Source organism: Kutzneria sp. NPDC052558 (assembly GCF_044547355.1).
GTDB lineage: Bacteria > Actinomycetota > Actinomycetes > Mycobacteriales > Pseudonocardiaceae > Kutzneria.
Genome location: NZ_JBIUAG010000001.1, coordinates 405,144 through 430,824 on the forward strand (window position 1 = coordinate 405,144; position 25,681 = coordinate 430,824).

Sequence of the window (25,681 nt, forward strand, 5' to 3'; positions counted from 1 at the left end):
GTTGCCATAGTCCGTTGATCGGTATATACCGATCACGTGACAGATGGCGCGCTCCGGGAGCCCACGTTCCTGGTCCTGACCGCGCTCGCGGCCGGGCCCCAGCACGGCTACGGGATCCTGCTCGACGTCGAGCAGATCTCGGCCGGCCGGGTCCGGCTGCGCGCGGGCACGCTCTACGCCGCCCTCGACCGCCTGGTCGCGGACGACTGGGTGGCGGTGGACCGTGAAGAGGTGGTGGACGGCCGGCTGCGCCGGTACTACCGCCTGACCGACCAGGGGGCGGCCAGGCTGGCGACCGAAGTGGACCGGCTGCGGGTCACCACCCGCGCCGCCGAGGCGCGCCTGCGGGCGCGCACCATTGGGGGTATGGCGTGACCAGGGAGAAACGCTACCGGCGGCTGCTTGCCCTCTACCCGCGCGATCACCGCGAACGCCACGGCGAGGAGATGCTGGGCGTGCTGCTGGACGGCAACGGGGGCTGGCGCGACGGCCTGGACGTGGCCGGCGGGGCGATCGCCCTGCACACCCGGCGACTGTTCGGACTGGACGGTGGCGTGCGGCTGCGGGACGTGATGGCCGTCGTCAGCCTGCTCGGCCCGATCGTGATGCTGGCCGGCGCGGCGACCGACCTGCACGAGATCGCCTGGTGGATCCGGGCCGGCGACCTCGCGGACATGCGGTTCGAGCAGGTGGCCGACGCCCCGGTGTGGGCGGCCTGGTCGGTGGTGGCGGTGCTGGTGTTGTTCGGCCAGCGGCGGGCCGCCGCGGTCTCGGCGTGGACGGCGGTCGTCGTCCACCTGTTGTTCATGTCGATGCTGAAGGGTTACGCCTCGACCTACCAGAACGCGGGTTGGCTGCTGCTCGGCGTGTTCACCGCGATCTCGCTGAGGTGGTCGGCGGGACCGGTCCGCGGCCGGGAGATGGTCGGCCGGCGCGGCATCCTCGTCGCGTTCGCCGGCGCGGCCGGGTCGGGGCTGCTGCTCGCGCTCTCACCCCGCCTCATCCTCTTCCCGGCCCAGGTCTGGTTCCTCGGCCCGTTGCTCGTCTACGGCGCGCTGGCCCTCGGCTGCCACCTGGCCTGCCGGCCGGCGGCGGACCGGCGGACCGGCCGGCGCGCGGCGTTCGTGCTCGCGCTGCCGGCCGTCGCCTACGTGCTGGAGGACGTCCTGGTGGCGATCGTCGGGCCGCCGATGTACTGGATCCCGCTGGTCACCAACCTCGTCTTCTACGGCCTGCCGATCCTGATGGTGTTGGCGGGCAACGGGATTCTCCGCCCGATCAGGAAGTCCCTGCCGAGCTGAGCACCTCGTGCAGCCGTTCGGCGAACTCGACCGGCTGCCTGAAGTAGCCGAGGTGGCCGCCGGGGAACTCGGTCACCGGGACTGCGAGCCGTTCGGACAGCACGAGATTGGGCAGATACGGCAGCAGGCCCTTCGACTCGTCGCCGCTGGCCAGGACGAGCTTGTCCTTGCTGGCGGCGAGGGCGGCCAGGTCGGGCACCTGCCGCGGATACTGCCGCAGCTCGTGCTCCAGCCAGAACGGGATGTTGTGCCGCATCCGTCCGGCCATCTCCATCAGGGCCGGCGGCGGTTCGAAGCCCGGCGGCGGGGCCTGCTGGGCCAGCCCGACCAGGCGGCCGAACAGGGCCATGGCCTGGTCGGGCCCCTCGGCGCGGTACAGGTCGTAGACGCCGTCCATGCGGGCCAGCCACTCGTCCCGGTCCGGCAGCAGCGAGATCAGCGGCGCCTCGTGCGGCACGGCGATCCGCACCTTGGACGGCCACGTGGCCAGCAGCTCCAACGTCACGATCGCGCCGGAGCTGCTGCCGAACACGTGACCGGGCTCGTCGAGCAGCGCCGCCGCGTCCTCGACGTCGGCGGCCAGCCGGTCGGCCGGGATCTCGTCGATCGGGCTGCGCGCGAAGCCGGCCCGGTCGTACAGCACCACCCGGTACCGGTCGGCCAGCCGCGCCGCGACCCCCTCGAACACGGTGCTGTCGCCGTTGCCGCCGACGATGAACAGCAGCAGCGGCCCACTGTCACCGATTCTCTTGGTGTGCAAGGTCATCGACCTATCCCCCTCAACTGCCCGAGCGCCGTCTCCACCAGGCCGTAGAGCGGCACCGGAGGGTCCGCGCGCAGCCAGTGGTCGGTCGCCACCTGGGTGGCGGCGGCGACCGCCGCCGCCACGATCTCCGGATACATGCCGTGGTCGCCGTCGCCGAGGCGGGTGCTGATGGCCTCCACCAGGCCGTGCTGCATGCGCACGTACGTCTTGAGCAGTTCGCCGGCCAGCGCCGGCGAGCTCAGCACGGGCCGCAGGCCGGCCAGCCACTCGGGCGGCGGCACGGCGGTGGCCTGCTCGTGCACCTCCAGCACGGCGGCGGTGATCGCGTCCCACAGCGGCTCGTCGGCCGGGCGGTCCAGCAGCACCTGGCCGACCCGGAAGATCCGGTCCGACGCCCGCGACGAGATCGCCTCGTACTTGCTGGAGAAGTAGTTGTTGAACGTGCGCGGCGACACCCCGGCCGCCGAGGCGATGTCCTCGACCAGCACGTTGTCCAGCCCGCGCTCGACCGCCAGCCGCAGCGCCGCCAGACTCAGCGCGTCGCGGGTGGCCTGCTTCTTGCGCTCACGGAGTCCGGACACGCGACCAGCCTAGCAAAAGTTGCGCGGCGCGCAATTATTTCCGGAGCAGGTGCCGGGCGGCGGCCCGGAGGGTGACGACCCGGGTGACCGTGCCGTCGGAGCCGGTCACGTCGCGCACGATCTCGAAACCGGCCTTGCGGGCCATCGCCAGCGAGCGGGTGTTGTTGGCGTCCACGCAGCCGTGGATCTCGGCCAGGCCCAGCTCGTCGAAGCCGTAGTCGATGACCCGGTAGGACAGCTCGGTGCCCAGGCCCATCCGCCACACGTCCCGCACCAGCGCGCAGATCAGCTCGTGCCCGTCGACGTTGCCGGTCTTCTTCAGCTCCGCGTGACCGATGTAGCGGCCGTCCAGCCGCACCGCCCACACGTCGAACATGGCGTTGGGATAGACCTCCGAGAACAGCAGCGCGAAGAGTTGTCTGATCGTCTCCTCGGGCTGCCGTTCCTGTCCCATCCACTTGCAGACCTCCTCGTCGCGTAACAGCGCGACGAAGTCGTCCTCGTCATCGGGCGTGTAGGGGCTCAACAGAAGGCGCTCGGAGCGCAGCGTGGGAGTCACGCGCGAACGCTATACGCGCCAACGGAAATCGGCAATCATCCTATCAGGCAAGGAAAACACCCGACGGGGTGAGTAACGCCGGGTCACCGCGGTTCGACGTCCAGCGGCAGTTTCCGGACGCTCACGATCATAGCCGGATTCTGGAACTCCACGGTGTCGTCCGAGGCGACGGAATAACCGGCGTAACGCCGGTTGAGCGCCTCGAAGGCGATCCGGCCCTCCATCCGCGCCAGCGGCGTGCCCAGGCAGAAATGGATGCCGTGGCCGAAAGTCAGGTGCGGGTTCGGGGTGCGGGCGACGTCGAACCGCTCCGGGTCCGGGAAAACCCTCGGATCGCGGTTGGCCGAGGCGATGTTGGCCATGATGATCGAGTTGGCCGGAATCACGCGACCGCCCAGCTCCACCTCGGTCGTGGTGCGCCGGCCCAGCTCGTTGAAGGGCGGCAGGCAGCGCAGCACTTCCTCCAGCGCCACCGGCAGTGTCGACGGATCGCCGCGCAGCGCCTCGGCCGCATCCGGGTGGCGGTCGAAGCTGATGGTGGCGTTGCCGATCAGCGCGGTGGTGGTGATGTGCCCGGCCACCAACAACAACGCGACGAAGCCGACCATCTCCTGGTCGGTCAGGCTCTCCCCGTCCACGCTGACCCGGCACAGCTTGCTGGTCAGCCCGTCGCTGGGATGGTCGCGGTGGTACCGGATGTGGGCCAGCATGTACTCGTTCATCTCACGGATCGTCGGCGCGATCATCTCCAGCGCCGCCTCGATCTCAGCCATGGTCGAGGTTTCGGTCAGCTGGTCGCCGCTGAACAGGACCTTGGCCCACTTCTCGAACAGCTCGCGGTCCCCGGCCGGAATGCCCAGCAGCTCGGCGATCACCAGGATCGGCAACGGATACGCGAGCACGTCCACGAGGTCGAACCGGTCCCGGCCGGCCACCGAGTCCAGCAGCTCGTCGGTGATCTGGCGGATCCGCGGCTCCAGGCCGGCCACCGTGCGCGGCGTGAAGGCCTGGCTCACCAGCGTGCGCAGCTTGCGGTGGTTGGGCGGGTCCATGGTCAGGAACATGCCGGTGCGGAAGGCCTCGAAGTCCTCCTGCACCGGGGCCAGACCGGAGAAGTCGCTGGAGAACAGGCCCGGCTCGGACAGCACCCGCGACACGGTGGCGTGGTCGAGCAGGCGCCACATGCCGTTCTCCTCGTCGAGGTGCACGGGTTCCTCGGCGCGCCGGGCGATCCACTGGTCCAGTCGGTCCTCGAAGGCGTACCGAGGTCTCATGCGGTGGGCTCCTTGACTCGATCGGTGACGGGAAAGGCGCGCATGGTCGGGCTGACCGTGACCACCACGGTGATCAGGGCGATTCCCGCCGCGCACAACAGGATCGCGTTGTCCCCGCCGAACTGCTGGACCAGCACGCCGCCGAAGGCCGGGCCGGCGGCGGCGGAGACGCCGGCGATCACCGTCATCACCCCGGTCATGCGGCCGCGCAGGCGGTCCGGGGTGAGCAGCAGCTGGGAGGTGTTGATGGTGGTGTTGGCGGTCGGCGGCAGCAACGCCATGCCGGCGAACAGAAGTCCGAGCACGATGCCGTTGTCGATGAACACCGCCAGCGGCGTGAGCACGGTCAGCACCCAGAACACGCCGGCGATCGACACGTACGGGCTGATCATCCGGTGCAGCCTCGGGGCCAGCAGCGCGCCCAGCAGGCCGCCGACGCCCAGCATCGCCGCCATGACGCCGATCTCCCCGGACGGCACCCCGCGTTCCTTGGCCAGCACCACCAGGATCACGTAGTAGGCCGAGAAGAAGAAGTTCAGGCTCACCGCGCAGGCCACGGTCGCCCGGACGTGCCGCTGCCGCCACACCCAGCGCAGGCCCTCGACCATCTCCCCGGCCAGATGGCCGTTCTCCACCGGCTCGCGGCGTTGGCTCGGCACCCGCACGAACAGCAGCGCCACAAAGCTGATCAGGTGCGTCAGCACCTCCACCGCGAACGGCGCCGCCCGCCCGATCGCGTACAGGAAGCCGCCGGCCGCCGTGCCGGCCAGCTGCCCCAGCGCGCCCCGGGCCGAGTTCATCGCCACCGCCGTCGGCAGCTGCTCCTTGGTCACGATCTGCGCCACCGCGGCGTTTTCCGCCGGCATGAACAACGCCCGGCAGACCCCCATCGTCGCCGCCACGAAGATCATGTGCGGCACCGTCGCCGTGCCCACCAGCAGCGCCACCACCAGGCTCGCCACCACAACGCCCTGCGCCGCCTCGCAGCACAGCATCACGATCTTCCGGTTCCACCGGTCCACCAGCGCCCCCGCCGGCAGCCCCGCGACCAGCTGCGCCGCCGCGTCCACCCCCAGCACGAACCCCGACACCGCCGGCGAACCGGTGATGGCCAACACCAGCAACGGAAACGCGATCATCGACCCGCTGAAGCCGGCGGTCGACAGCGCCTGCCCGGCCCAGAGGAGGCGATAGGAGCGGTTCATCGGCAGTCCTCGGCAATCGCCCGCAGGGCCTGCTCGAACTCGGCCACCACTGCCTCCACTGTGGACCGTTCGTGCCGGGACGGTTGGTACAGCCAGGAGAACGCCAGCTTCCCCTCCTGCACCGCGCCGACGACGTCGAGCAGGTGGGCCTTGCGCTCGGCCGGATCGTGGTCGCGGCCGAAGGAGCCGTGGGTCTGCTTGAACAGCCCGCCGCCGGCCTGGCCGTCGGAGGCGTCCCACTGGCCGAGGTAGTTGAAGGCGATGCCGGGCTCGACCGCGGGCACGTCGCCGCCCAGGTAGCGCAGGGCGCCGTAGCCGAAACCGTTGTCGGGCACGGCTCGCAGCTGCTTGCGCACCGACTTGATCCGGGACCGCCAGTCCCCGGCCTCGATTCGCAGGGCCACCGGGAAGATCGTGGTGAACCAGCCGACGGTCCGGGTCAGGTCGACGTCGTCGAGCACGTCCTCCCGCCCGTGGCCCTCCAGGTCGATGGTGACCCGCTCGTCCCCGGTCCACGTCGACAGGGCACTGGCGAGCGCCGTCAGCAGCACGTCGTTGATCCGGGTCCGATACGCCGCGGGAGCCTTGCGCAGCAAGGCATCCGTGTCGGCCTCGTCCAGCACGATCGACACCGTGTCGGTGGCCGGGTCGTCGCCGTCCCGGTCGACCGGCAGCGCCGCCGCCGACAGGTCCTGCCAGTACTCGTCGTCCAGGCCGCCGTTGCGCACGTGCTCGACCAGCCGGTTGGACCACTCCTGGAACGACGTGGTCTTCGGTCCGAGGTCGATCTCCTCGCCGCGGGCGGCCTGCCGGTAGGCGGTGTCGAGGTCGTCGAGCAGGATCCGCCACGACACGCCGTCGACGATCACGTGGTGTGCGGCCAGGAACAGCCACGGCTGGCCGTCCCGGTCGAACAGCACGGCCTTGAACAGCGGGCCGCTGGTCAGGTCGAAACTCCGGTGCACCTCGTCGGCGTAGTCCTCGCTGAACTCGTGCCGGACCAGCTGCGGAACCGGCTCCAGCGGGGCGTTGTACTGCTCCCCGTCGAACCGCATCCGCAGCGCGTCGTGCTGGCTCCACAACGCGTCGAGGGCCCGTTGCAGCGCCTCTTCGTCCACACCGTCGACCAGCTCGGCCAGCAGGGACTGGTTGAAGTGATGGGGATTCACGGTGTGGTGCTGGAAGAACCACTGCTGGATCGGGGTGAGCGGCACCGGCCCGGTGACCAGCTGCCGGCGCTCGTCGGGATTCGCCACGGCGGTCACCACCGGCGCCAGCTGCTCGATGGTCTGGTGCAGGAACATGTCCTTGGAGACCAGGTGCAGACCGGCCTGCCGGGCCCGGGACACCACCTGCATACTCAGGATCGAGTCGCCGCCGAGCTCGAAGAAGTTGTCGGTGACGCCCACGCCCTCGACGCCCAGCACATCCGACCAGATCTTGGCCAGCGCCTGCTCGATGTCCGTGCGGGGCTTCACGTGCTCGCCCGTCGCGACGACCGTGACGTCGGGCAGGCGGTTCCGGTCGACCTTGCCGCTCGGGTTGAGCGGCAACACATCCAGCTCCTGGAAGGCAGCCGGGATCATGTAGTCCGGCAAGGTCCGGGCCAGGAAGTCCCGCAGGCCACCGGTTTCCCCGACGACGTAGGCGACCAGCCGCCGGTCGCGGGTGATCACCACGGCCTCGCGGACGTCCGGGTGGCGGCGGATCGCCGCCTCCACCTCGCCGAGCTCGACCCGGAACCCACGGATCTTGACCTGGTCGTCGGCGCGGCCGAGGAACTCCAACTGGCCGTCCCGCCGGTGCCGCACCACGTCGCCGGTGCGGTACATCCGGGCCCCCGTCTCGAACGGGTTGGCCACGAACCGCGACGCCGTCAGCCCCGGCCGGTCCAGATATCCACGCGCCAGCCCGACGCCGGCGACGTACAGCTCACCAGCCACCCCGACCGGAACCGGCCTGAGGTCGCCGTCCAGCACATACGTCTTGGTGTTGCGAATCGGCCGTCCGATCGGCGGGTTGCCGCCCGGCGTCAGCACATCACTCCACGTGCTGACCACCGTCGACTCCGTCGGCCCATACGCGTTGATCATCCGACGCCCCGTCGCCCACCGCTCGACCAACTCGGCCGGGCAGGCATCCGCGCCCACGATCACCGTCCCGAACGCCGGCAGATCCACCTCCGGCACCGTGCCCAGCGCCGCCGGCGGAATCAACGCGTGGGTGATTCCCTTGTCCGCCAACACCTCCGCCAACTGCTCCCCGAGCAGCGGACCGGGCGGCGGCACCACCAGCGCCGCCCCGTTTGGCAACGCCATGCACAGCTCCAGGATCGACGCGTCGAAACTGGGCGAGGAGAACGCCAGCACCCGGTCGCCGGGCCCCACCCGGAACTGCGCCGCCTCCGCCGCCGCGAAGCTCGCCAGGCCCGCATGGGTCACCACCACCCCCTTGGGACGTCCGGTCGAACCCGAGGTGTAGATCACGTACGCCGGCTGCTCGATCCGATCGACCCGCCGCGGATTCACCCCGCTGCCAGCCACCCCGCCCAGCACCGCCAGATCCCCATCGCCGCTGCCGTGCACCTCGTCCAGCAGCAGCACCGGAATCTCGGTGGCCGGGGCGAGATCCCGTTGCGTGACCACCAGATGCGGCTGGGCGTCGGCGAGCATGTAGTTGATCCGTTCGACCGGGTAGGTCGGGTCGACCGGCAGGAACGCGCCGCCGGCCTTGGCCACCGCCAGCTGCGCGATGATCGTCTCCACCGACCGGGGCAGGGCGAGGGCGACGATCTTCTCGGGCCCGACGCCCCGGTCGATCAGCAGCCGGGCCAGGGCGTTGGCCCGGCGGTTCAGCTCGGCGTAGGTGAGATCGTTGACCGCCAACGCGTCCGGCGTCCTGGCGACCTGCTCCTCCACCAGATCGGCCAGGGTGCGCGGCCTGGTGGCGACGGCCGAGTTGTTCCAGGCCGCCAACTGCCGGCGCTCGGCGCCGGTCAGCATCGGCAGGTCGGCGATCATCGACTCCGGGGCGGCGGCGATGCCGTCGAGCAGGACGCCCAGGTGCTCGGTGAGCCGGCCGATGGTGTCGGCCTCGAACAGGTCGGCGTTGTAGGTGACGGCGACCAGCAGCTCGCCGTCCTGCTCCTGGAACTCGATCGTCACGTCGAAGTTGGCCGTGGTCAACGGCAGCGCCACGTCCTCGACCTCGATGCCCGGCAGCTGCGGCGCCGCCTGCGGGGCGTTCTGTAGCACCACCATCACCTGGAACAGCGGCGTGCGGCTCGGATCCCGCTGCGGCTGCACCGCGTCGACGACCCGTTCGAACGGGACATCCTGATGCGCGAAGGCATCCCGGACGTTCTGCTTGACGGTGTCGAGGTAGCCGCCGAAGGTTCCCTCCACTGTGGACCGAAGCACCAGCGTGTTGACGAAGAACCCGACCACTCGCTCCAACTCGGCCCGTTCGCGTCCGTTGGTCACGGTGCCGATGGCAACGTCCCGCTCGCCGGCCCACCGGGACACCAGAATAGTGGCCGCGGTGGCCAAGGTGGTGAACAGCGTCGTCTCGTGACGGCGGCTGATCTCCTGGAGCCGGTCGGCCACCGGTTGCGGGACAACGGCTTCGTGCACCGCGCCGGTCGTCGTGCGCACCGCCGGACGCGGCCGGTCGGTCGGCAGGTCGGCCGCCGGCAACTCGGCCAGGGTTCGCGTCCAGTAGGCCAGCTGGCCGTCCAGGTCGCGATTACGCTGCCAGGCCGCGAAGTCCGCGTACTGGATCTTCGGGTTCGGCCGGGTCTCGCCGCGGTAGGCGGCCATCACCTCGTCCAGGATCAGGCCGTTGGACCAGCCGTCGGTGACGATGTGGTGAATCGCCATGGTCAGCACGTGCTCGTCCTCGGCGACCTGTTCCAGGTTCGGCCGGAGCAGCGGTCCCCGCCGCAGGTCGAACCGCCCCACCGGCCCGAATTCCACCGGGTGCGGCGGATGCACGATCTGCACGCCGTCGTCGAAGGTCGTGCGCAGCGCCTCGTGCCGGGCCACGACCTCGGTGAACGCGTCGGCCAGGCGGTCGGCGTCCAGCGGCCCGCGCAGCCGGATCGCCAGCGCGGTCACGTAGTCGTCCGCACCGGGGTTGAAGCTGTCGAGGAACCACAGCCGCTGCTGGTTGTACGACTGCGGCAGCGGCAGATCCCTTGGCGCGACTGGAATCCCGGTCTCGACCGTCTCGAACGTCGTCACCAGCTCGGCAACGGTCGGGTGTGTGAACAGCGCCCGCGGCGAGATCGACACACCACAGTCGGCCAGCAACCGCGCGACCAGCCGCACACTGAGGATCGAGTCGCCGCCCAACTCGAAGAAGTTGTCCTCCACGCCGATCTGCGGCAGGTTCAGCAACTCAGCCCAGATGCCGGCGACGGCCGCCTCCAACTCGCTACGCGGCGCGACCAACTCCCTGGTTGCGGCGGCCGGCTCCGGCAGGGCCCGGCGGTCCACCTTTCCGTTGCGGCTCAACGGCAGTGCGTCCAGCGTGACCACAGTCGAAGGCACCATGTACTCCGGCAGCACCGCCCGCAGCGCCGCCAGATCGGCCGTGCCGACCACATAGGCGATCAGCCGCTTGTCACGGACGATCACCACCGCCTGCTCGACGCCCGCCTGCGCGGTCAACGCCGTCTCGATCTCGCCGAGCTCGATCCGGAACCCGCGCAGCTTCACCTGGTCGTCCGCGCGGCCGAGGAACTCCAGCTCGCCGTCCACCCGCCGCACGATGTCCCCGGTCCGGTACATCCGCTCGCCCGCCACGAACGGATCGGCCACGAATCGATCCGCCGTCAGCCCCGGCTGGTCGAAATACCCACGCGCCAGCCCCACCCCGGCAATGCACAGCTCCCCCGGCGCCCCGTTCGGCACCGGTCGCAGCGCATCGTCGAGCACATAAGTCCGCACGTTGTCGAACGGCCGCCCGATCGGCACCGCGTCCGGCACCCCGCCGGTCATCGGGTGCGCCGTCGCGAACGTCGTCGTCTCCGTCGGGCCGTACCCATCCACCACGGTGATGCCCGGGCACGCCGCCAGCACCCGCCGGATCGCGTTCGCCGGCACCACGTCCCCGCCTGTCCACACCTCCGCCACGCCGCTCAGGCAGTCCGGCGCCTCCTGCGCGACCACCCGGAACAACCCCGCCGTCATGAACAGCGCCGTGATTCCGCCCTCGCCGGTCACCCTCCGCAGATCCGCCACCGTCAGATCCGCGTTCCCCGTCAGCACCACCTCGCCGCCGTTCAACAGCGGCACCCACAGCTCATACGTGGATGCGTCGAACGCCAACGGCGAGTGGGCCAACACCCTCCCGTGCCGCCGCGCGAACCGGCTGTCGTGGGCCAGCGCCACCACATCCCGATGCCGCACCGCCACGCCCTTCGGCATTCCCGTGGAGCCGGACGTGTACATGACATAGGCGAGGTTGTCGGGATTGAGTTCAATCCGAGGCCCGTCGACCGCGGTCTCCCGGGGCACCGCGTCCGGGCCGATCACGATCGCGTCGCCGGCGATCGCCCGCCGCCGCTCTTCGGGGGCCCGGACGTCCAGCGGCACATAGGCCGCCCCGGTCTTCAGCACCGCGAGCTCGGCGATGACATGCTCCACCGACGGTTCCAGCAGCAGCGCAACCCGGCGCTCAGGACCGGCGCCCATGGCCACGAGTCGCTGAGCCAGGTGGTTGGCCCGAGCATCCAGCTCGGCGTAGGTCAGCGTCACATCGCCGCAGGTCACGGCCGGTGCCAACGGCGTCCGCGCCACCTGCTGGACGAACAGGGCAGGGATTGTAGCCTCCGGCAACGCCGTCCGCTCCTCAGCGGCCTCCGCGATCACTCGCCCCCGCTCGCTGTCCCCCATCCACGGTAGAATTGATACGGGGGCGCTCATTTCAGCGGCCATCGCGTTGATCAACAGTCCGACCCGTTCCAGCAGGTCAGAGGCCGTGTCGCCGTCAAACAGGGCGGAGTCGTAGCCAAGATCCAGAGTCAGCTCGTCGTCCATGGCGGCGCGCAAGCACAGCGGGAAGTTCGTGACATCGCCGGACGCCACGGCCAGCACCCGCGGCCCGTCCGACGCCGCCGGCTCGCTGATCGGGTAGTTCTCGAACACGACCATGCTGTCGAACCGGCTGCCGACCTGAACGAACCCGTGATCGCGGGCCTCGCTCTGCTCGGCCTGCAACCGGCGCAACCAATCCCGCACTTCGCTGCCGTCGACATCGACCCGCGTCGGCACCGTGTTGATGAACAACCCGATCATCGACTCCACGCCCGGCAGCTCGGCCGGCCGCCCGGACACAGTGGTGCCGAACACCACGGTCCGCTCCCCCGAGTACAGCGAGAGCAGCAGGGCCCACGCCGCCTGGATCATCGTGTTCACGGTGATCCCGTTGCGCCGCGCCACTTCCGCCAGACCACGAACGGTGATCCGAGTCGAGGCACTCGACCGGGACTGGTGCGCCTCGGTCGGCGGACGGTCGTAGGGCAGCGCCGTCCGCGCCACTCCGTCGAGCACCCCGCGCCAGTACTCTTCGGCGGCCGCGTGATCCTGCGCGGCCAGCCACTCCAGGTAATCCCGGAACGGCCGGCGGGCAACAGTCGACGTCCGGCCGCAGTACTCCTCACAGGCCTCGGTGAACACCTGGGCCAGGCTCCAGCCGTCCATCAGCACGTGATGCGAGGTCCAGGCCAGCTCGATCTCGTCGCCATCTCTGGTGACGTCGATCCTGGTCAGCGGCGACCGGTCCAGGGTGATCGGACGGTCGTCGAGCCTCGCCGTGCGGTCCACCACCTGTACCGGCTCGTTCACTCCGGTCCACACCAGCCGGGTGCGCAGGGCCGGGGTCCGGTCCACCACCCGTTGCCACGCCGCGCGGAACCGGTCCACGTCGTCGATGCCGGCCATCCGGATCCGCAGCGTGTCCACATACAGATCGAGATCGACCAGACTGTGGAACAACAGGCCCTTCTGCAACGGCGTGAGCGGGTAGATGTCCTCCACGGCACGGCCGTCGCCGACGATCGTGTCCACTTCGGACTGACTGAGCGTGGCCAGCGGGAAGTCCGACGGCGTGCGACCGCCATGCCCGGCGCAGTGGGCAACGATCTCCCGAAGCCCGGTCAGCATCGCCTCGGCCAGCGAACGCACGGTCCGCTCGTCGTGCACCTCCGGCGCGTAGGTCCAGCCCAGTTCCAGACGGCCGTCCTGCACGATGCCGATCACGTCGATCAGATAGGTCCGCGTGCCTTCCTGGTCGCCGCCGCTGATCGACCGGTAGAAGCCGCTCGCGCTGTCCGTCCACTGCCCGTGGTAGTTGAAGCTGATACCCGGCTTGATCTCCGGTGCCGTGCCGCGCAGATGCCGCAGCGCGCCGTAGCCAAGCCCCTTCGACGGCACGGCACGCAGCTGCTCCTTGACCGACTTCAGCGTCGCACCCCAGCCCCCGGCCGGAATGTCCAGCGCCACCGGGTATTCCGCCGTGAACCAGCCGACCGTCCGGGACAGGTCCACACCGTCCACAATGTCCTCACGGCCATGCCCCTCCAGGCCGATCAGCACCTGGCCGCGGCCCGTCCACTCGGCCAACGCGTGCCCGAGCGCACTCAGCAGCACGTCGTTGGCCTGCGTCCGGTACGCCTCCGGCACCTTGCGCAGCAACGCGTCCGTGGTTTCGGCGTCGAGCCGGACGGTGATCGTCTCGCTGCTGGCCGGCGTTCCCACTCGGTCGACCGGCAAGCCGCCGTCGACTTCGGCAGCACGCTCCCAGTACGGCAGGTCCGCCGAGAAGTCGTGGGCGTCGATGCGCCGAGCCCAGTCCACATAGGACGTCGTCTTGCCCGGCAGCGGGCGGCCGTGGTAGGCCGCCTCGATGTCGTCGAGAATCACCCGCCACGACACGCCGTCGACCACCAGGTGATTGATCGTCAGCAGCAGGTTCGGCGCCTGGTAGCTCCACTTCACGTGGTGCTCCCCCGTGCCCACCTCCTGCCGCCAACCGCCGTCGACCTCGGTGAACGTCGTCCGCAACGCGTCGTGGTGGTCGATCACCGTGTCCAGCGCCCGGCCCAGCCGGTCCACGTCGACCTCCGGGCCCAGCTCCGCCACCAGCGACATGGTGAACTCGTCCATGCCGCTGTTCAGGAACCAGGCCTGGATCGGCGTGACCGGCGCACTGCCGGTCGCGTCAGTCACGATCTGGGTCTCGGGTCGCACCACCCGGGCCAGCTCCGCCACCGTCTGGCGCCGGAACACATCCTTCGACACCAGCGCCAGCCCGGCCGCCCGCGCCCGGGACACAACCTGGATGCTGAGGATGGAATCCCCGCCCAGCGCGAAGAAGTTGTCGGTGACGCCGACCCGCTCGACCCCGAGCACCTCGGCCCAGATGCCGGCCAGCAGGCGCTCGTTCTCCGACCGCGGCGCCACCCACTCGCGCGCCTCGACCATCGGCGCCGGCAGCGCCTTCCGGTCGATCTTGCCGGTGGTGGTCACCGGCAGCGCGTCCAACCGCACGAACACCGTCGGCACCAGGTAGTCCGGCAGCGACTCACGCAGTTGATCGCGCAGATCATCAGTCGAGCTGACAATGTAGCCGACCAACCGTCCGTCCCGCACCACGACCGCGGCCTGGCTGACCTCGGGCAGCCGCAGCAGGGCCGCCTCGATCTCGCCGGGCTCGATGCGGAAGCCCCGGACCTTCACCTGCTCGTCGATGCGACCCAGGTACTCCAGCGAACCGTCCACGGTCCAACGAACACGGTCACCGGTGGCGTAGAGCCGACCGGGGCCGAAGGGATTGGCGATGAAGCTGGCGGCGGTCAGACCCGGTCGGTTGAGGTAGCCGCGAGCCAGTTGAACGCCGGCGATGTGCAGCTCACCGGCGACGCCGACCGGCACAGGCCGCAGGGAGTCGTCGAGGACGTAGGCCCTGAGGTTGCTGAGCGGCCGCCCGATGACGGGCCGGTCGCCGGTGATCGGTGCGAGAGTGGCGTCGACGGCGCACTCGGTCGGCCCGTACAGGTTGAACGCCCGGGTGCCGGGAAGTTGTTGCAGGTCATGCCACAGCTGCCGGTCGATGGCCTCGGCCCCGAGCACCAGCACCGGCGGCATGGGGCGGCCGGTGGCGAGCAGGTGCCGGATGAACGACGGCGTGGAGTTGATCAGGTCGACCTCGTGGTCCAGCACGGATTCCGGCTCGACGACGTGCAGCTCGTGGCCGGCGGCCATCAGCAGCAGGCCTTCCCACGCGGCGTCGAAGGAGAACGACGCGGTCAGGGCGACCTTCAGCCACCGGCCGTCGGCGAAGTCGTCGCCGTGATCGTGATGCAGATTGGTCAGGGCGCGGTGACTGATCACGACGCCCTTGGGCCGGCCGGTGGACCCGGACGTGTAGATCACGTACGCGGCGCTGTCGGGGTGCGGCTGGGGCAGCGGCCGGGACTCGGCATCCGTGGCGACGGAGGTGAGCACGAGCGCCGGCTTGGCGTCGGCCTTGATGAACTCGGCCCGGTCCGCCGGCAGCTCCGGGTCGAGATACAGCACTGCGGACCCGGCCTTGTGCACGGCCAGAACGGCGATCACGGCGGCGGCCGAGCGCGGCATCGAGACGGCCACGAAGGTGTCCGGGCCCGCACCCCGGTCGACCAGGCTCGCCGCCAGCCGGGATGACCGGTCGTCCACCTCGGCGAAGGTCAGCCGTTGTCCATTGTGGACCAGTGCGACGGCGTCGGGCGTGACGTCGGCCTGGGCGGTGAAGATCTCCGGGAAGGTCGCGGCCGGGACCTCGCGGTCGGCGCCGCTCCACTCGACCAGCTCGGCGATCTCGGTCGAGGTCAGGATCGGCAGCTCGGCCAGCGGCCGGTCGGGGTTCTCGGCGACCGCGGCGATCAGCGTCCGGAGGTTGCCGACCAGCCGCGTGATCGTGACCTCGTCGAACAGGTCGGTGTTGTAGTTGACCAGGCCCCGCAGGCGTGGACCGTCGTGCGCGAACTCGAAGGTGAGGTCGAAGCTGGCGGTGGTCATCGGCAGCGACAGCTCCTCGGCCACCAGACCGTCGAACGCCGGCAGCTTGGCCCCGCTGTTCTGCAAGGTCACCATTGCCTGGAACAGCGGCGAACGACTGGTGTCCCGCTCGGGCTGCACCGCGTCGACGACCCGCTCGAACGGCACGTCCTGGTGCGCGAACGCCGCCAGCACGGTGTCCTTCACCGCCGCCGCGAGCTCGCGGAACGTGCGGCGACCGTCCACATGGGAGCGCAGCACGACCGTGTTCACGAACATGCCGACCACGCGCTCCAACTGCGGGTTGTCCCGACCGGAGGTCACGGCGCCGACGGCGATGTCGTCCTGGCCGGTCCACCGGGCCAGCAGCGCCTGGCAGGCGGCGACGAGCGTCATGAACACCGAACCGTCAGCGAGCCTGACGATCGGCAGCTCGAACTCCACGGCGGCCCCGTTGTGGGTCTGGGTCGCCGGACGCGGGCGATCGGTCGGCAGCTCCAGCGCCGGCACGCCGTCGAGACGGTCCCGCCAGTACGCCAGCTGACCGTCCAGGTTCCGGTCCCGTTGCCAGGCCGCGAAGTCCGCGTACTGGATGCCCGGCTCCGGCAGCTCGTTCCCGTTGTAGAGCGCGGAAAGCTCGTCCACGAGGACGCCGATCGACCAGCCGTCGGTGATGATGTGGTGCATCGACAGCACCAACTCGTGCTCACGCGGCCCGACCTCGGTCAGCCGGATCCGCAGCAGCGGCCCGTTGACCAGGTCGAACGGTCCCTCGGTGTCGTCGAACTCCGCCTCGCGCGGCGGGTGCACCACCAGGCTCGGCCGGTCGTCCACGGTGGTGCGCAACGACTCGTGCCGGGCGATCAAGGTGGTCAGGGCGGATCGCAGCTTCGCCACGTCCAGGTCGCCGAGCAGCTTCACCGCGAAGACGGTGGTGTACTCGGTGCTGGCCGGATCGAACTGGTGCAGGAACCAGAGCCGTTGCTGAACATGGGAAAGCGGGAGCACGCCGGACCGCGGAACGAGAGGAATAACGCTCGCCGCTTCGTGCTCGGACGCAGCTGGCTCCGGAAGCAGCGCGGCCAGCGCGTCGACCGTCGGCGCGGTGAACAAGGCCCGGGGCGACACCTCCACCCCGAACGCGGCCCGCAGGCGGGAGGCGATCCGGATGCTGAGGATGGAGTCGCCGCCGAGCTCGAAGTAGTTGTCGGCCAACCCGACCCGCTCCACGCCGAGCGTGTCGGCCCAGATCGCGGCGATCATGCGCTGGGCGGCGGTGACCGGCTCGACGTAGCCGCGGCTGACGACCTCCGGCGCGGGCAGCGCCTTCCGGTCGAGCTTGCCGTTGCGGGTCAGGGGAATCGTGTCGATTTGGACGAACGCCGCGGGAATCATGTGTTCCGGCAACGTCTTGGCCAGGTGCTCGCGCAGGCCCTCGGTCTCGCCGACCACATAGGCCACCAGCCGCTGATGGCCCGCGGTGTCCTCGCGGGGGATCACCGCGGTCGCGGTGACCTGCGGCGACGCCAGCAGCGCGGACTCGATCTCGCCGAGTTCGATGCGGAAGCCCCGGATCTTGACCTGGTGGTCGGCGCGGCCGAAGTACTCCAGCTCACCGTCGGCCCGCCACCGAGCCAGGTCACCGGTGCGGTACATGCGCGTGCCCGGCAGGAACGGGTTGGCGATGAACCGGGACGCCGTGAGGCCGGGCCGGTTCAGGTAGCCGCGGGCCAGGCCGGCGCCGGCCACGTACATCTCGCCGACAACACCGGGCGGCACCGGGTTGAGGTCCGCGTCCAGCACGTAGACACGGAGATCGGGTAGGCCGACGCCGATGGTGTTGCCGGACGAGCGATCGAGCCGGCGGTGGGTGACGTGCACCGTGGTCTCGGTGATCCCGTACATGTTGACCAGCTCGACCCGGTCCCACCACGCGTCCAGCCGCCGCGCGTCCAGCGCCTCGCCGCCGAAGATCACGTACCGCAGCGCCAGCCCGGCGACCGGTTCCAGCTGGTAGAAGGCCGACGGCGTCTGGTTCACCACCGTGACGCGCTCGTCGACCAGCAGCCGCAGGAAGTCCCGCGGGGAGCGGGAAATCGCGTGTGGGACCACGACCAGGCGGCCGCCGTGCAGCAGCGGGCCCCACAGCTCCCACACCGAGAAGTCGAAGGCGTAGGAGTGAAACAGCGTCCAGACGTCCTCGGGGCCGAAGGAGAACAGGTCCCTGGTCGACGCGAACAGCCGGGTCACGTTGGCGTGCGTGACGACAACGCCCTTGGGCACGCCGGTGGAGCCGGAGGTGTAGATCAGGTAGGCGGGGCTGTCCGGGCCGGCCGACGTGGCCGGATCGGTGTCCGGCTCGCCGTCGGTCTCGACCGAGGTCAGCACCAGCAGCGCTTTGCTGTCCGCCAGCATTCGGTCGATGCGGTCCTGCGGGTAGTCCGGGTCGATCGGCAGGTAGGCCGCGCCGGCCTTCACCACCGCGAGGACGGCGATGACCAGGTCGGCGGTGCGCGGCAGGCGCAGGGCGACGAAGCGCTCCGGGCCGGCGCCGGCGGCGATCAGCCGGTGGGCCAGGCGGTTGGCCCGGGCGTTCAGGTCCGCGTAGGACAGACTCGTCCCCCCAGACGTAACGGCGACGGCGTCAGGCGTGGCCTGGACCTGGGCGGCGAACAACTCGGTGATGGTCGGGGCCGGCAGGTCGACGGCACTGCCCTGCCACCCGGTCAGCACCGCGTGCCGCTCGGCCTCGGACAGCCACGGCAGGTAGCGCAGCTGATCGTCAGTGAAGCTGACGATCAGCTGCTCCAACCGTGCCGCCATGGCCCGAGCGGTGGCGACGTCGAACAGGGCTGGATCGGTGGCCAGCTCGAAGGTCAGCCGGCGGTCGAGGTAGGCCCGCAGCACCACCGGGAAGTTGGTGCTGTCGGTGGCCTCCACGTGCTGCACCGCGATGCCGGCCCGCTCGTCGAACGGGTAGTTCTCGAACGCCACCATGCTGTCGAACAGGCTCTGGCCGGCCGGGACGTCGCTGTAGGCGCGCAACCGGTGCAGGGCGACGAAGTCGAAGCGCCGAGTCTCGGCCTGGCGCTCCTGCACCGACCGCAGCCACGGCACCAACTTCTCCTCGCCGCGCACCGCCACCCGCGTCGGCACGGTGTTGATGAACATGCCGATCATCGACTCGACGCCCGGCAGGTCGTCCGGCCGACCCGACACGGTGGTGCCGAACACGATGTCCGACTCCCCGCTCTGCCGGGACAACAGCAGCGCCCAGGCGCCCTGCACAAGGGTGTTGACCGTCAACCCGTTGCGCTGGGCGAACTCTCGCAGTCGTGAAGAGTCCTCTTCGGACAGTGACACCCGCACCTGCTGCCCCGAACGGGCCTGGTGCGCCTGCGCCGGCTGCCGGTCGTACGGCAGCGGCGTCGGCGTCTCGAAGCCGCTCAGCGCCTCGCGCCAGAACGCCTCGGCCGCCGACTCGTCCTGCGCCGCCAGCCAGGACAGGTAGTCGCGGAACGGGCGGCGCACCGCGCCGACCTGGCCGCCGTACTGGGCGCAGACCTCCTCGAAGACCTGCCCGAGGCTCCAGCCGTCCAGCATGATGTGGTGCGAGGTCCAGGTCAGTCGGACCCGATCCCCGCCGAGCGGCACGATCGCCAGCCGCATCAACGGCGCCTGCGTGAGCTCCAGCGCCGTGTCGTCGGCGGAGTCAAAGCTGATGGGCACCGTGGTGTGCCGCTGCACGATCTGCACCGGCTCGTCCAGCCCGTCCCAGGCCAGTCGGGTCCGCAGCGCCGGGGTGCGGTCGACGACCGCCTGCCACGCCGCGCCGAAGGCCGCCGGGTCGCCGATGCCGTCGAGCACCATGTGCGCCTGGTCGACGTAGATCTCCGGCTCCACCAGGCTGTGGAACAACATGCCGGCCTGCAACGGGGTCAGCGGGTAGATGTCCTCGACGTTCCGACCGTCGCCCACCAGGAGGTCCACAGTGGACTGATCGAGTCGGGCCAGTGGGAAGTCGGACGGCGTTCGACCGCCGGCCGCCGGCTGGGCGCAGTGCTCGATGATGCCCCGCAGCGCCCGCAGCATCGCGTCGGCCAGCCGCCGCACGGTCTGCCACTCGTACAGATCGTCGGAATACAGCCAGGTCAGGGTGAGCTCGCCGTTCTCGACCATGCCGGCCACGTCGAGCAGGTAGCCGTTGCGCTGGTCGGGGGCGAGATCGAACCCGGCCGTCTCTCGCTGGCCCAGGAACAGCCCGGACGCGCCGGAATCCCACTGGCCGTGGTAGTTGAAGCAGATGCCCGGCCGGGCATCGAGGTCCGCGCCGGTCAGGTAGCGCAGTGCCTCGTAGCTCAGGCCGCGACGCGGCACCGCCCGCAGCTGCTCCTTGACCGACTTGAGCGTGCTGGCCCAGTCGCCGCCGGCCGGGATGGACAGCGCGACCGGGAACTGGGTGGTGAACCAGCCGACCGTGCGGGACAGGTCGACGCCGTCGAACAGGTCCTCGCGGCCGTGGCCCTCCAGCGCGATCAGCACCTCGTCGCGGTCGGTCCACTCGGCCAGCGCCCACCCGAGGGCGCTCAGCAGCACGTCATTGACCTGCGTGCGGTAGACGTCCGGGACCTTGTGCAGCAGCGCGTCCGTCTCCTCGCGGCCGAGGCCGACGGTGAGCGTCCGGGTCGTGCCGGAAAGGTTCTCTCCCGCACGATCGGTCGGCAACGGTTCGGCGTCCGGAACTTGCTGCCAGTACGGCAGATCCTCGGCGAAGTCGGACCCGACGAGCCGGTGCGCCCACTGGCTGAACGCCGTGCCGGTCGGCGCCGGGGTTTCCCCGTTGTATGCGGCCTCGATGTCGCCCAGCAGCAGCCGCAGCGACACACCGTCGACGACGAGGTGGTGAACGGCCAGGAACAGCAACGGGGTCTCGCCGGGGACGAAGATCGCCTTGACCATGCGGCCGGCGCTGATGTCCAGGCCGTCCCGGCTGATCTCGCTGCCGACCTCAAGGACGCCGCTCGGCGCGGCCACCGGCTCCTGCCGCCAAACACCGTCCACGCAGGTGAAACGGGTGCGCAGGGCCTCGTGGTTGGCGATCACCGTGTCGATGGCGGCGGACAGCCGCGAGCGGTCCACGTCGGCCGGCAGTTCCAGCAGCATCGACATGGTGAAGTGGTTCAACGGGCCGTAGGTCTCGAAGAACCAGTGCTGGATCGGCGTCAGCGGCGCGGGCCCGGCGATCACCGGCACTTCGGCCTGCTCGTCGGTGCGGACCACCAGCGCCAGTTCGGCGATCGTCTGGTGGGTGAACAGATCCCGCGAGGTCAGCCGCAGCCCGGCGGCCCGGGCCCGCGACACGACCTGGATGCTGAGGATGGAATCGCCGCCCAGGGCGAAGAAGTTGTCCCGCGCCCCGACCGGCGCCCCGCCGAGCACCCCGGACCAGATCTCGGCCAGCAGCCGCTCGGTCTCCGTGCGGGGCGCGACCCACTCCGCCGCCGGCACCACCGGCGCCGGCAACGCGTTCCGGTCGATCTTGCCGGCGCTGGTCATCGGCAGCCGGTCCAGCCGCACGAACACGGCCGGCACCATGTAGTCCGGCAACGACTCGCGCAGCCGCTCCCGCAGGTTCTCGGTCTCGCCGACGACGTAGCCGACGAGCCGGTTGTCCCGCGCGACGACCGTCGCCTGGCTCACTTCCGGCAGCCGCAGCAGGGCAACCTCGACCTCGCCGGGCTCGATGCGGAAGCCGCGGATCTTGACCTGGTCGTCGGCGCGGCCGATGTACTCCAGCCGTCCGTCGGCGCGCCAGCGCACGAGGTCGCCGGTCCGGTAGAGCCGGCCGTCGCCGAAGGGGTTGGCCACGAACCGGTCCGCGGTCAGGCCGGGCCGGCCGAGGTAGCCGCGGGCCACCTGCGCGCCGGCCAGGCACAGCTCGCCCACGACCCCGGTCGGCACCGGCCGCAGGTAACCGTCCAGCACATACGCCTGCATGTTCCGCAGCGGACGGCCCAAAGAGGACTGATCACCGGCGACCACACAGGACAGCGCGTCGACCGTGCACTCGGTGGGGCCGTAGAAGTTGTACGCCGTCGTTCGGTCGGCAGTCGCGAGCTCACGCCACAGCTCGTCACTGAGAGCCTCGCCGCCGAGCATCAGCACGGCGGGGCGGTGACGGGAATCGGCCAGGAGGCCGGCGGGGAGCAGTTGCCGCAGGTAGGTCGGGGTGAGGTCGAGGAAGTCGATCCGACGCCGGACCACGTAGTCCACCAGCGCGTCGGCGTCCATGCGGACCTCGTCGTCGATCACGTGCAGCTCGTGGCCGTCGGCCAGCAGCACCGGGCCTTCGAGCGAGGTGTCGAACGAGAACACTGCGGTGGTGGCCACTCTCAGCCGGCCGGCGGCGAAGTCGTTGCGGTGGTTGAACAGCAGGTTCACCAGGTTCCGGTGCTCGACCGCGACGCCCTTCGGGATGCCGGTCGAGCCGGAGGTGTAGATGATGTACGCGGCGCTGTCCGTCCTGAGTGGATGGTCGGGGTCGCTGTCCGGCCGGCCGTCGGCGTCCGCGACCACCACCCGGCCGCCCACCACAGGTGTGGTGGTGTCGTCCGGGGCGACCACCACAAGTGTGGTGCCGGCGTCACGAAGCAGCAGCTCAACACGGTCCTTCGGCAACGCGCGATCGACCGGCAGGTACACCGCGCCGGCCTTCCACACCGCGAGCATCGCCACGATCAGTTCGGCCGAACGGGGCAGCGCAAGGGCAACGACCCGCTCCGGGCCGGCCCCCAACGCGATCAGGTGGTGCGCCAACCGGTTCACGCGCGCGTTCAGCTCGGCGAAGGTGAACTCTGTGTCCTGGAACACAAGTGCGAGGTCGTTCGGGGCCTGCCGAACCGTCTGCTCGAAGACCTCGACGATGCTCGCCGCCGGCGCCGGCAGCGCGGTGGCGTTGGCCTCGACCAGCAGCCGCGACCGCTCGGCCGAGGTCAGCACCGGCAGGTCGCCGACCCGCCGGACCGAGGTGATCTCCATCAACAGCGTGGAAAGGTGCTCGGCCATACGCTCGACCGTGTCCGGGTCGAACAGATCGGTGCTGTACTCCACCGATCCGGCCAGGCCCTCGGGCGTGTCCTGGAACTCGAAGCTGAGGTCGAAGGTGGCCGACCGGCGGCTCACGTCCACCGGCTCGACCGCCAGCGCCCCGAACTCCGGCGGCGCGCCGGCCGCGCCGTGGAGCAGCACCAACACGTCGAACAGCGGGTTGCGGCTGGGATCCCGCTCCAGCCGCAGCGACTCCACCACCTTGTCGAACGGCGCCTCGGCATGGTCCAGCGAGGCCAGCACGGTCGCCCTGACCTGCGCGAGCAGGTCCCCGAAGGACAGCTCGTCGTCCACAGTGGACCGAAGGACCACCGTGTTGACGAAGAACCCGACCATCCGTTCCAGTTCGGGCCGGTTGCGGACGTTCACCACCGAGCCGACGGCGATGTCCTGACGGCCGGTGTAGCGGGCCAACAGCACCTGGCAGGCCGCGACCAGCACGGTGTGGAGCGTGGTGTCGTGCTCGCGGGCCAGCTCGGCCAGCCGCTGCGAAACCGTTGCCGGCAGCAGGAAATCGTGCACGGCGCCGGCCGAGGTCCGCACCGCCGGACGCGGCCGGTCGGTCGGCAGCTCCAGCGGCTCCACGCCGGCCAGCTGCGCGGTCCAGTACTCCAGGTGCTGATCCAGCGGCCGACCACGCTGCCACACCGCGTAATCCGCGTACTGCACCGCGGGTGGGGCCAGCGTCGCGCCGCCGTACAGGCGACCCAGCTCGTCGATCATGATACCCATCGACGCGCCGTCGGTGACCACGTGGTGCGCGGTCAGCAGCAGCACGTGGTCCTCGGCCGCCAGCCGGACCAGAAGTGCCCGCAGCAAAGGACCTTTCCGCAGGTCGAAGGGCCGCGAGTACTCGTCGGCCAGGACCCGGTCCAGCTCGGCCGGCGCGTCCACAACCCGCAGCGGGACATCCACGGTGTCCGCGATGGACTGCATCGCGGCGCCGTCCACGACGATCACCGTGGTACGCAACGACTCGTGTCGCGCGACCAGCGCGGCCAGGGCACCGGTCAGCGCCGGCACGTCGAGTGGGCCGGCCAGCCGCAGCGCGACGGCGCTGTTGTACTCCGACTCACCCGGCCGCAGCTCGTCGAGGAACCACAGGCGCTGCTGGGCGTACGACAGGGGCAGCGCCGAGGACCGGTCGGCGCGCGGGATGCCGTCGGCCGCCTTCGCCCGCCCGGCGAGTCGTCGCCTGAGCTGCTCGCGCAGTTCCGCCGGCAGCGCGTCGATGCGGCTCTGCCTCGATGTCGTCATGATGTCCGTTTCTCTCGTCTTCGTCAGCGGCGGGCGGCGACGCGGCCGCCGGTCTGCAGGCCGTTGATCAGGCCGGTCGACGGGTCGCGCAGGAACCGCCCACCCAGCACGCGGCGGCCGGATTCCGGCTCCAGCACGGAGAACGCCCAGTCCGCGTGCACCGTCAGCTCCGGGTACAGCTCGCCACCCACGTGCAGCACGCCGTCGCCGGCGTCCACGAAGTACTCCATGTCGCCGTTGGCGTAGCTGCCGGTCAGCCCGGCCGGCATCGGCATCTCGTCCGGCCGGTGGCTCAGGTCGTAGTCGGCGACGTCCAGGCCGAGCCGGCGCAGCCGGCCGACCAGGTCCACCCACAGCGCCGCACCGGAGACCGCGTTGGTGGTCAGCGCCACGACCTGCTTGCCGGCGGGATCGATGCGCAGGTGACAGGACGTGCCGTCGGCCGTGCCGTCATGGCCGACCCAGCCGTCGAACACCGCGAGCCCGAGCCCCCAGCCGTTGGCCAGCCCGAACGGCACCACCCCGGGCACCTGCCGGCGCATCGTCCGCAGCAGCTGCGGCGACAGCGGGCCGTCCCCGGTCACGTGCATCAGTCCGAACGTCACGAGATCCTCGGCGCTCAGGGCCAATGCCCCCGCGCCGGCTTCGACTTCCGGCAGCGTCTGCTCAACCGGCCGGCCGCGACCGGCGTGGCCGGACAGGAAGGTGTGCGCCGACCGCTTGCCGCCCGGGTCGACCGTGAACGCCGGCTCGATGCCCAACGGCGTGAGCAGCAGCGCTTCGACGGCCTCCCACCAGTCCATGCCGGTGATCTCCTCGACCAGCCGGGACAGCAGCACATAGCCGACGTTCGAGTAGGAGAACCCGATTCCCGGGCGCAGCACCAGTTCCGCGTCCCGGCAGGCCCGCAGGTACTGCCGGGTCGAGACGTTCTCGCCGCTCAGCGCGGCCGGCAGGCCGCTGGTGTGGCTCAACAGCTGCCGGACGGTCAGCCGGCCCACTCGCGGCCCCAGCTCCCCCAGGTGCTCGCCGAGCCGGTCCTCCAGGTCCAGATCGCCGTCGGCCACCAGCAACATCGCCAGGGTGGCGGTGAACGGCTTGGTGATCGACCCCACCGGATACTTGCCGCCGGCGCCGACCGTCACCGTGCGGCCGCCGGTGTGCACCGACAGCTGCGCGGCCGGCACGTCGTGCCGGGCTAACAGCTCATTCAGGACCCCTTCCAGGATCGCACTGTCTACTTCGGACCGGACCGACGTGGTCACGGTGTCCCTCCCCCGACTGTGGTGTCCGCTTGTTTCCGGCTCACTGCTCGTTCCCTGCCGGCGGCCGGTTTTCTGTTGTGCTCGTAGTTAGATTCAGTTGTCACTGAAGCAATAGTGCTGTTGTTCAGTGGTTGGCTGCCATCCATTCGCGCAGGCTGCGCGGGCGCATGTCGGTCCACACCTCGTCCACGTGGTCCATGCACTCCTGCTTGCCGCCCTGGAAGCCGGTGGGCCGCCAGCCGGCCGGAACCTCGTTGGCCAGCGGCCACAGGGAGTACTGCTCCTCGTCGTTGACCAGCACCTGATAGTCGATGTCGTCGCGCACG

The 25,681-nt window shown here is 70.4% G+C and carries 10 protein-coding genes; 2 read left to right on the top strand and 8 right to left on the bottom strand.

What is annotated here, in order from left to right; all coding sequences use genetic code 11:
- Positions 1 to 36 precede the first annotated feature (36 nt).
- Together ACIG5F_RS01840 and ACIG5F_RS01845 are read left to right on the top strand one after the other, a co-directional pair.
- A complete protein-coding gene (locus ACIG5F_RS01840) occupies positions 37 to 375 on the top strand; it encodes a PadR family transcriptional regulator (RefSeq protein WP_396515461.1) in 339 nt (112 codons plus the stop codon).
- Positions 372 to 1,301 (top strand): hypothetical protein, encoded by a 930-nt coding sequence (locus ACIG5F_RS01845; protein ID WP_396515462.1) that lies wholly within the window; start codon positions 372 to 374, stop codon positions 1,299 to 1,301. Before ACIG5F_RS01840 ends, ACIG5F_RS01845 begins: the two co-directional genes overlap by 4 nt.
- On the opposite strand, the gene ACIG5F_RS01850 is transcribed toward ACIG5F_RS01845, so the two are convergent.
- The 8 genes from ACIG5F_RS01850 to ACIG5F_RS01885 all read right to left on the bottom strand — a co-directional run bounded on the left by ACIG5F_RS01850 (position 1,279) and on the right by ACIG5F_RS01885 (position 25,680).
- Positions 1,279 to 2,067, bottom strand: a complete 789-nt coding sequence (locus ACIG5F_RS01850; RefSeq protein WP_396515463.1) for an alpha/beta hydrolase — start codon at positions 2,065 to 2,067, stop codon at positions 1,279 to 1,281. The two genes, ACIG5F_RS01845 and ACIG5F_RS01850, sit on opposite strands and share 23 nt — an antisense overlap.
- Positions 2,064 to 2,648 carry a TetR/AcrR family transcriptional regulator gene (locus tag ACIG5F_RS01855; RefSeq protein WP_396515464.1) on the bottom strand — a complete coding sequence of 195 codons (585 nt, stop codon included), beginning with the start codon at positions 2,646 to 2,648 and terminating at the stop codon, positions 2,064 to 2,066. Before ACIG5F_RS01855 ends, ACIG5F_RS01850 begins: the two co-directional genes overlap by 4 nt.
- Before the next feature lie 34 nt (positions 2,649 to 2,682).
- Positions 2,683 to 3,207, bottom strand: a complete 525-nt coding sequence (locus tag ACIG5F_RS01860) for a GNAT family N-acetyltransferase (protein ID WP_396515465.1) — start codon at positions 3,205 to 3,207, stop codon at positions 2,683 to 2,685.
- Between the two features lie 83 nt (positions 3,208 to 3,290).
- Positions 3,291 to 4,481 carry a cytochrome P450 gene (locus tag ACIG5F_RS01865; protein ID WP_396515466.1) on the bottom strand — a complete coding sequence of 397 codons (1,191 nt, stop codon included), beginning with the start codon at positions 4,479 to 4,481 and terminating at the stop codon, positions 3,291 to 3,293.
- On the bottom strand, positions 4,478 to 5,686 hold the full coding sequence (locus tag ACIG5F_RS01870) for an MFS transporter (RefSeq protein ID WP_396515467.1): 1,209 nt from the start codon (positions 5,684 to 5,686) through the stop codon (positions 4,478 to 4,480). Before ACIG5F_RS01870 ends, ACIG5F_RS01865 begins: the two co-directional genes overlap by 4 nt.
- On the bottom strand, positions 5,683 to 24,090 hold the full coding sequence (locus tag ACIG5F_RS01875) for a non-ribosomal peptide synthase/polyketide synthase (protein ID WP_396515468.1): 18,408 nt from the start codon (positions 24,088 to 24,090) through the stop codon (positions 5,683 to 5,685). The genes ACIG5F_RS01870 and ACIG5F_RS01875 overlap by 4 nt, the downstream gene beginning before the upstream one ends.
- Before the next feature lie 23 nt (positions 24,091 to 24,113).
- The gene (locus ACIG5F_RS01880; RefSeq protein ID WP_396515469.1) at positions 24,114 to 25,355 is read right to left on the bottom strand and encodes a serine hydrolase domain-containing protein; all 1,242 of its coding nucleotides are present in this window, start codon (positions 25,353 to 25,355) and stop codon (positions 24,114 to 24,116) included.
- Between the two features lie 124 nt (positions 25,356 to 25,479).
- A complete protein-coding gene (locus ACIG5F_RS01885) occupies positions 25,480 to 25,680 on the bottom strand; it encodes an MbtH family protein (RefSeq protein WP_396515470.1) in 201 nt (66 codons plus the stop codon).
- Position 25,681 lies beyond the last annotated feature (1 nt).